Origin of the sequence: Flavobacterium chungangense LMG 26729 (genome assembly GCF_000735715.2) — a bacterium.
GTDB lineage: Bacteria > Bacteroidota > Bacteroidia > Flavobacteriales > Flavobacteriaceae > Flavobacterium > Flavobacterium chungangense.
This window is the reverse complement of record NZ_JASY01000023.1, coordinates 50,916-57,513: the sequence shown is the minus strand read 5'-3', so window position 1 is coordinate 57,513 and position 6,598 is coordinate 50,916. Positions and strand designations below refer to the sequence as shown.

At 32.7% G+C, this 6,598-nt stretch carries 9 protein-coding genes; all 9 read right to left on the bottom strand.

The window, feature by feature from the left end; translation table 11 throughout:
• Positions 1 to 84 precede the first annotated feature (84 nt).
• Positions 85 to 480, bottom strand: coding sequence for a type VI secretion system tube protein TssD (tssD, locus tag JE46_RS21985; RefSeq protein ID WP_031457448.1), 396 nt, complete (start codon positions 478 to 480; stop codon positions 85 to 87).
• Between the two features lie 130 nt (positions 481 to 610).
• Complete coding sequence (gene tssD / locus JE46_RS21980; protein ID WP_031457447.1) at positions 611 to 997, bottom strand: type VI secretion system tube protein TssD; 387 nt, start codon at positions 995 to 997, stop codon at positions 611 to 613.
• Positions 998 to 1,101: 104 nt separating this feature from the next.
• A complete protein-coding gene (locus JE46_RS21975) occupies positions 1,102 to 1,533 on the bottom strand; it encodes a GPW/gp25 family protein (protein WP_031457446.1) in 432 nt (143 codons plus the stop codon).
• A gap of 12 nt (positions 1,534 to 1,545) precedes the next feature.
• The gene (locus JE46_RS21970; RefSeq protein WP_031457445.1) at positions 1,546 to 2,259 is read right to left on the bottom strand and encodes a hypothetical protein; all 714 of its coding nucleotides are present in this window, start codon (positions 2,257 to 2,259) and stop codon (positions 1,546 to 1,548) included.
• 84 nt (positions 2,260 to 2,343) lie between these two features.
• Positions 2,344 to 2,871 carry a hypothetical protein gene (locus tag JE46_RS21965; protein ID WP_031457444.1) on the bottom strand — a complete coding sequence of 176 codons (528 nt, stop codon included), beginning with the start codon at positions 2,869 to 2,871 and terminating at the stop codon, positions 2,344 to 2,346.
• Between the two features lie 95 nt (positions 2,872 to 2,966).
• Positions 2,967 to 4,343 carry a DUF5458 family protein gene (locus tag JE46_RS21960; RefSeq protein WP_031457443.1) on the bottom strand — a complete coding sequence of 459 codons (1,377 nt, stop codon included), beginning with the start codon at positions 4,341 to 4,343 and terminating at the stop codon, positions 2,967 to 2,969.
• A 20-nt stretch (positions 4,344 to 4,363) separates the two neighbouring features.
• On the bottom strand, positions 4,364 to 4,813 hold the full coding sequence (locus JE46_RS21955; RefSeq protein WP_031457442.1) for a hypothetical protein: 450 nt from the start codon (positions 4,811 to 4,813) through the stop codon (positions 4,364 to 4,366).
• A 52-nt stretch (positions 4,814 to 4,865) separates the two neighbouring features.
• The gene (gene tssO / locus JE46_RS21950; protein ID WP_031457441.1) at positions 4,866 to 5,378 is read right to left on the bottom strand and encodes a type VI secretion system TssO; all 513 of its coding nucleotides are present in this window, start codon (positions 5,376 to 5,378) and stop codon (positions 4,866 to 4,868) included.
• A gap of 22 nt (positions 5,379 to 5,400) precedes the next feature.
• Positions 5,401 to 6,570, bottom strand: coding sequence for a hypothetical protein (locus JE46_RS21945; RefSeq protein ID WP_031457440.1), 1,170 nt, complete (start codon positions 6,568 to 6,570; stop codon positions 5,401 to 5,403).
• Between the last annotated feature and the right edge of the window lie 28 nt (positions 6,571 to 6,598).

Genomic DNA, 6,598 nt, shown 5'->3' with positions numbered 1-6,598 from the left:
ACATTTTGGGTAAAGCTCCCTATGCTGATATGTACCTGTTCTGAAAAATGTCCCATAATACTACTATTTATTGGTTCTTTACAATTAGCTTAAGGCAATCCAGTTGTTAGAAAATTTAGCATCACCAAAAGTCAATTCTTTAGCCACTAATTCTATAGTAATTTTCATAGGTACTTCGGTAGTACTCGTAAATTGTTCGTCATAACCAATACAAAATGCTTTAGTAAACGTAAGCTCTTTCATTTTACTCATAGCATCTCTTCTGTAAAAAATGATTTTACCATCTTTTGTTAAATCTCCGTTTAACATCCAGGACAGAAAATTGCTGTTTTGAGTAGCTTCAATAATCATTTTTATAATTCCGCCTTTGGCATTTCCGGTAGGTTTGCTCGTATTGTCGATTTCCTGTTTGAAGCTTACATTGAATTCAAGTACATTATATTCTTCTCCGTCTATATTTAATTTAGATAAAAAACTCATGTTTAGATTTTGTTAGGTTATTAAAAGATATGAAAATAGATTTAGTGCTTTTTAAACAAAAAAGGAAGTCCCATAGCAGGACTTCCTTTAATAGTTTCAAGCTTAAAAAAGTTTGATAAAGTCCAAAGGATTACACCCATGCATTATCAAATTCTCCTCCGCCCATCGAAATTTTGCGTGCTGAGATCATAAAAGTCTCCGTTAAAGGAGTGGCACTGTTATGATCAAAGTTTTCTTTGTACTTAACCATGTAAGCCTCTGTAAACTTTAGCTCTTTTAAAGTAGCATTAGAATCACGTTTGATGAATTTTACAGAACCATCTTTTCTTTCGAAATTATTGGTCATCCACTCAAACAATTCAGTACTTCCTGTAGATTCTACTTCAAGCATAATTCTTCCTCCACGTGTTACCGTAGATGGACGCCCTGAAGCATCTGTTTCCTGAGCTAAATCATAACTCACATTTAATACTTTGTAATCCTTTCCGGCTACTGACAACGATGTTAAAAACGACATAATAGAATTTTTTTTAATTATTAATTTATTTATTCATGTGGCAAATATAAAAATAATTCTTACAATTAAAAATGTTTTAATACAATTTTATTTACTTTGAATTTTTATTTATAAGATAAGGGTCCAACAAAGAAATATCCTCTAAAATCAAAATTTCTGTTGGTGCTTTTAATCGTTGCATCGATGATGATATCGACCCTTTTTTTGGCTCTGCTCATATCATCTACATAAAAAGTTTCTTCTGACAATTCTACCCTGAGATCATTAAGTTTAATTCTGACTTCGTGAAACAGCAGGGATTGTTTCATGGTCTTGGAGATTATTTCTTTCAATGTATTTTCATTCATCAGCAAATCAAAATCGATTTCCCATATTTTAGATCCAAAAGTTTCATCAAATTTACATTCTCCAAATGTCGTCGTGGCCAGCAAAATTATTTGTTGGGCAATCGAATGTTCTATCGATGTTTTTTCTAATTCTTTTTTCTGAATGATAGCATTAAAATCTATCGGCAGTTTATAAAAAGCTCCTTTCATATTCTCCTCAATTTAAATATAAATTACCCTGTCCGTTTTTCCGTTATATCCTGTTTCTATAGCTTTAGAAACTTTTTTTCGCTTAATAATACTAAGTGTTACTTTTGGAGTAAGTTTCAAAAATTTCTCACGATACAAAATATCACCAATAAAACGTTTGCCTTTATTTTCGTCAACAATAATAAAATAGCTCGTTCCTTTTTCAATTTTCAGTGTATTGATATCGCCGGCAAAAAGCTGAATGTTTTGATTTTCTTTTTGAAAAGTGTAACAGAGTTCATCGTCATTTAATTTTCTGTATTTTGAAATATCAAACACTTCTATTTCTTCTTTTAAAGGCTCAAAAGGGATATTTTCAAAAAGAAAATTCTTTGGAGCTAAAAATTTCAGTCCAAAAAAACTCCAAATTCCTTTTTTTGTGGTTTTCTCTTTATAGAAAAATGTATCACGTGTAACTTTATATATTTCTTTTTCATTGGTTTTATCATCTGTTACAATCATTTGATACGTTGGAACTTCAATTTCTACAGGAATTTCAGAGCTTTCAAAAAATGTTTTGAGATTTACTGTTCCCACTTCCTGCTCTGAAATTATGATACTTATCGTATGCTTCTTTAAAGCCGAATCTGTTCTGACAACCACATCGCCTTCTCCGCTGCCTGCATAAAAAACAGAACCTTTGTTATCTGTAAGTCCTAATGAAAGATTTAATTCTGGAAATGGCATATTTTAGCTATTTATGTGATGAATTTAAATTTTATTTGAAAAAAGACAGTTTGTCCATAAACTATTTGAAATTTTAAACTAACGCTACTTTTTTCTAATCTTATACACTTTTAAACAATTGAGATAGTGTTTGAAATTCTGATTATCGGCAGCACTCGGACTAAATTCATAATCTCTTTTAAGAGTGTAAAATTTTATCGAATTAATCGTATTAGCATTAAGCTTTTTTATATCTGCGCCTGTGAGTTCCATAACAGCTGTACCGTCACAGTTTACTGCAAACGAATTCTTTAAAACATACATGTCTCCATTTTTAAAATAAAGTTCTAATGGCTGTTCCTGTTTTACACAAACATTATCTGTGAATATTTTGAAGTATAGATACAATCTACTTTTTCTTTTCCCAAGCTGCAATACTGCGTATTCAGAATCTTCATTAAAAACTCTTAACAAAATTGGAGGTGCACTTGCAAAAAGTTTCCCCGAAAGCAATAAGTCATTTTGCGAAACAGGGCAGTTTATTTCACTTAATACAGGCATTTTTTGAGCTTTAACCGAATTTGAAGCTGTTAACAATACAATGATTGCAAGGAAAATTTTAAGTAGGTTCATAAATTTGAATTATTTGGTTTGACCATTCAAAAGATCAATGTTTTGTTTAAAAAGGAAACATAAAAATATGTTTCCTTTTTATAGAGCTATTACTATTATTTTTGTTCGTAATCTGTATCCCATTCAGTTCCATCATCTCCCTTGTGTCCATCCATTTTGATAAGGAAGTTTTTTGCTGGGAAATAAGGTTTCATATGGATATCCATATAAATTCTGTCTTTTTGAATTGGATCCTGCTCGAATCTGCGGATTTCAAAATTTTCAATCAATTTGTCAGGACCTGTGATTCCGTCAAGGAAAGCCACAATCTGATTCATGATTTCTTTACGCGTTTTTGCTGTAAAGTTTTCGAAAGCACGACGGTTAAGGAAATCCATTAATACTTTGGTAACGTAATCAAAAACACGAACAACTGAGTAGGTTTGCAATCCTAAATTATCACCGCTGAATAATGTTTTGGCAGAGAAAGCCATTACTTTTCCGTACTCGTTTACCATAGGAACCAGTCCTAAGTTTTCAAGGTTTGCGATTTCACTTTTCTTAAGGTCAAATTTTACTCCGTCAACTTCGTTGATTCCACCGAATTTTTTACCGGCTGTAACCTGAGACATCAACGTTTTATAAATTTTTCCTGCAAGTGCTGCAGAAGGAGCTATATGTAAATCTTCATTTTCTCCAATCTGGTCAAATCTGCCACGTCCTACTAACCAGTTACAAGTCATAATTACGTTAGAACGGTACACATCTCCACCTGTTAAAGAAGCTGCATCAAACATTTCCATTACATCATCCGGTTCATCAAGGTGCTCGAAATCTGTAACCAGCATTACTTTATTCTCATGTGCAATTTTTGCCCATTTTTCGATTACTTTGTTTGAACCTAAATAACCAGGAATTACCAAAATACCGTAGTTATTTTTAAGGTCTAAACGATCGTAATTGTCTACCAGTTCAGAATGAATTGCATCGATAAAACGTGTATTGTCAAGATCTTTTAATTGCTCTAAATCAGCATTTACAATCGTCACATTTTTTACTTTATCAGTTTCTGTGTTTTTGAAGAACAATGCAACTGTTCTGTAAGCTGCCTCGATTTCTCTTGTATCCTCAACTGCTTTCGCCAGGTTCTTTTTCAACAATGCTTCAGATTCTTTGCTTTTGTCTTCACTTTGTGCCACCATATCAGTCAAAGCATCGTTGCTGCTTAAAACTGAAGACCATAATTCTAAAGTCTTTAAAAGCGTTTCTCTTTCTTTTGCTTTATTTACTTCTCCAAGGAAAATTTTTCTTCTTGCTTTTCTCTCTGGATTAAGATTCTGAATTCCTTCAATTGACATTTCCAATAAATCAAAACCACCGTATTTAGCCAGTTTTTCAACATTTTTTTCAATTGAACCTGCTCCGGCAATTACTCTAGGCTCTAATACTGCAGTATCGCTGTCGTTATTTTTATATGCTTCTTTATTTGACATCTCTTCGTATTTTTAAAATTTTATTTATTTTGTTTTAGTTCATTGATAAGTGTTCCAAGACTTTCTAATAAAGCTTTTTTTGCTTCTCCGTCTTCTAAAGCCGCTTTCAGTATTTTGTTTGATTTTAACTGACGGATGATTTTTTGATACTGATCTTTTTCTGTTTCCAGTTCAGACAGGAAATTACTTTGTGATGTAATTCCTTTTATTCCAAAATCTCCCAGGTTTTTAAAATTTAAAGCTTCTACTTTTGTTGCACCTTCAGCAGTTTCAAAGTTTACTTTTACTTCTGGCTTAAAGTGTTCAAATGCTTTTTCGATACTTGTAATTCCTTCAACCAATTCTGGTTTAATAGGCGCATCAACTGTTAATTTCTGAGCTACAAGTGTTCTGTTTTGAGGGATAGCAATGATTGCTTCATCAGCATCTAATTTTACTTCATTACCTCCAATTCCATAATTTGATAACATAATTTTTAATTTTAGTGATTATTCTATTAATTCTTTTTACTCTAAATTCTAATTATTGATTTTGATAAATCTGACGGCAGACGTCCAAATCCCTGCTTACTTTTTCCAACTCTTCTTTATACGTTTTTGCCGATTGGTTCAAACTGTCTATAAGGTGTGAGTTGTGTGTAAGGCTTCTAATCTGTTTTTTATAGTCGATAATATTCTTGTATGCGAGAATAATATTGTTATACAGCTTTTTATTGTCTGTAGTGTCTTTTGGAATTTTCTGATACATATTGGCAATCATAACATTCGCCAGACGCTGTTGAAAATCATTATCTACTTTTGGTGAATTGATCGAATCAATCGTCATTCTGATACTGTCAATTTTTACCGAAAAATTGGTTTGATAATCGTATTCCCTTTTCATCATTTCGTTTTCTGCCTTAAGCAATTTATTTTCTGCTTTTGGCATATAAAAATTAAATGATACTGCAATTAACATCACTGAAAAAGTGAGGATAAAGGCTATTAAAAAAGCTATAAATGCTTTTTGACGTTCTTGTTTATTTAATACTTCCATATTTATTATTCGTAATTATTTTTTAATCTTTAATGAAGAAACTGTGTCGTTTAGAAGTATGAACAATATCTTTCTGATCTGTTTCAGCAACAAATAATTCGATATTTTCTTTCTTCTTACCTATGTAATCCAGTTTATTCAGGGTTTCGTATAACTTCTCAATTTTAATTAGGAAGTTCATGACCAGCGTTGTCGTTTTATCAATATGTACATGATCGTATCCGGAGTTAATAAGGGATGTAAAAAGCATTTCCAACTCTCCTTGCGACATATCGCACCATTCGGCAAAATAATTTAACAGTTCCTCTTTACCCGCTCCCGATTTTGAATCAATAAAGTTTTTGATCACTCTTGCAAATGATACAACGGTAGTGAGCATTGCGGCAGGATGCTGATGCAGCGAGAACCAACGAAACTGCGTAAGACAACTTCCTAAATAATAACTGGTTGTATCTGTTAACTGAATTACAGTCTGAGGCAAAATTCCAGATTGCTGAATACGATTAATCTTTTGAGAAATCTGAACTGAGTAAATTTCTATCTGTCCAAACATACGTGCAATCTGCGCATGCATATCAACCAGTTTTGGATGGCAGGCAACAGTTACTGATGGCGGAATATAATTTTCGTCAAGGATTGTCGTATCGCCTATTAAAACTTTACCTATAGCCAGATAAAAACCTCCATAACCTATTCCGGATCGAAACTCCTCTGCTTTAATTAAGTGAAGTTTATATTCGGGTTGCGTATATGGATATCTTGGCGGAACTTCCTCAGGATCGGGCTCTCCAAACGGAATTCTTTTTTTAGAATTAACCGATATACAAGCCAGCAATACCAATTGTTCTCCTTCTTTGATTTCATAAGTATCCTCCGGATATGGAACCTGAAGGTCTAATGTGTCTGTACTGCTCCTGCTGATTTCAATTCTTGAACCGTTTGGCGTAATGGCATGACATTCTTCTACACGAACGCGCAGTAATTTGTGATTGTCAATTCCAAGCGTGATTTTTGTAGCCTCCTTATTTTGATTTCCGGAATCCAGTAATCCATAACTCATAGGTGTGGTATGAATTCCTATTGCATCATTTACCAATTCAGAAACATTGTCTTGCATGGATAAGAAATGGCTTTTGTTTATTTTCATCCCGTCAATCCAGTTTACGGGAAAATGATTTAATTTTTCTATCATATCTTTTATGTATTTTTTTTAAACAAAG